Source organism: Streptomyces sp. NPDC002130, from assembly GCF_040296465.1.
Classification (GTDB): Bacteria; Actinomycetota; Actinomycetes; order Streptomycetales; family Streptomycetaceae; genus Streptomyces.
Window position 1 is genome coordinate 1 of record NZ_JBEOXI010000662.1, and the last position, 1,785, is coordinate 1,785.

The following is a 1,785-nucleotide window of genomic DNA, read 5'->3' on the forward strand; positions in this document are numbered from 1 at the left end:
GCCGGGTCCGCCACCGATGATCACGATCCGAGTCACGTACTCCATTGTCCCGCACGCAACAACGTGACACCGCCCGGGGGCCCACCCATGCGCCTGTCGTTACACGAGTGACGCCGGACCACCTGCCGTACCCTTCCCCCATGTCGCTCTACGCCGCGTACGCCGGCAACCTCGACGCGCGGCTCATGTCCCGCCGCGCCCCGCACTCGCCGCTGCGCGCCACCGGCTGGCTGAACGGATGGCGACTGACCTTCGGCGGCGAGCACATGGGCTGGGAGGGCGCACTGCCGACGATCGTGGAGGACCCGTTGTCCCAGGTCTTCGTCTCCCTCTACGACATCGCCCCGATGGACGAGGAGTCACTCGACCGCTGGGAGGGCGTGGGCCTCGACATCTACCGCCGTACGCGCGTACGGGTGCACACCCTGGACGGTGAGGACACCGCCTGGGCCTTCGCCCTGAACGCCTACGAGGGCGGTCTGCCCTCCGCCCGCTACCTGGGCGAGATCGCCGACGCGGCGGAGTCGGCCGGCGCCCCCCACGACTACGTGATGGAGCTCCGCAAGCGCCCCTGCTGAGGGCAGTCCCGGCCGGGCCACTCGTCGGAAACGACAAGACAACGATCGCCACCCCGTGAGCTCTGCCATCTACGCGCGTAGGCAAACAGCGGCTACCCTCATCGGCGTGAACGCATCTCTTCTTCCGGACGACATCCAGGGCGACCCCCACGCGGCCGCCGACGCCGCCGCGGCCCGCCTGCGCGAACTGACGGGCGCCGAGACCCACGACGTCGCCCTCGTGATGGGCTCCGGCTGGGCCCCGGCCGTGGACGCCCTGGGCGCCCCCGAGGCCGAGTTCCAGGTCACCGAGCTCCCCGGTTTCCCGCCGCCGGCGGTGGAGGGCCACGGGGGCAAGATCCGCTCGTACCGGATCGGCAACAAGCGCGCCCTGGTCTTCCTGGGCCGTACGCACTACTACGAGGGCCGCGGGGTGGCCGCGGTCGCCCACGGTGTCCGCACCGCGGTCTCGGCAGGCTGCAAGACGGTCGTCCTCACCAACGGCTGCGGCGGCCTGCGCGAGGGTATGCGCCCCGGCCAGCCGGTTCTCATCAGCGACCACATCAACCTCACCGCCACCTCCCCCATCATCGGCGCGAACTTCGTCGACCTCACCGACCTGTACTCCCCGCGCCTGCGGGCCCTGTGCAAGGAGGTCGACGCCACGCTGGAGGAGGGCGTCTACGCCCAGTTCCCCGGCCCGCACTACGAGACTCCGGCCGAGATCCGCATGGCCCGGGTCATCGGTGCGGACCTGGTGGGCATGTCGACGGTCCTCGAGGCGATCGCCGCGCGTGAGGCGGGCGCCGAGGTCCTGGGCATCTCCCTCGTCACCAACCTGGCGGCGGGCATGACGGGCGAGCCCCTGAACCACGAGGAGGTCCTCCAGGCGGGCCGCGACTCCGCCACCCGGATGGGCTCACTCCTGGCGCAGGTCCTCGGCCGCCTCTGAGCAGGCTTCGGGAGGTGGTCCGGCGGCTGCGGCCCCGTAGTGGCTGGTCGCGCAGTTCCCCGCGCCCCTAAGGGGTTGCCCCCGCGGCCCCCCACAGCGGCAAGGGGGCAGGACCGCCGCCCCCCAAAAGGCGGCAAGCGGGAACGCACCCGCACCCGCGTACGGCGAGAAGGGGCCGTGTCGGGGGGTGTCCGCCCGCAGCGGTCGGCGCGTCAACGAACAGGCGTACGCCGACGGCGGCTGGACCCCCGGCACGCTGGCCGACGCCTGGCCCAC

General features: G+C 72.3%; 2 protein-coding genes. Both read left to right on the forward strand.

Translation table 11 applies throughout. The features are described from left to right. Nucleotides 1-140: 140 nt before the first annotated feature. Nucleotides 141-578, forward strand: a complete 438-nt coding sequence (locus ABT116_RS44180) for a gamma-glutamylcyclotransferase family protein (RefSeq protein ID WP_033311347.1) — start codon at nt 141-143, stop codon at nt 576-578. A gap of 106 nt (nt 579-684) precedes the next feature. Continuing rightward, a complete protein-coding gene (locus ABT116_RS44185; protein WP_031110318.1) occupies nt 685-1,509 on the forward strand; it encodes a purine-nucleoside phosphorylase in 825 nt (274 codons plus the stop codon). Nucleotides 1,510-1,785: the final 276 nt, after the last annotated feature.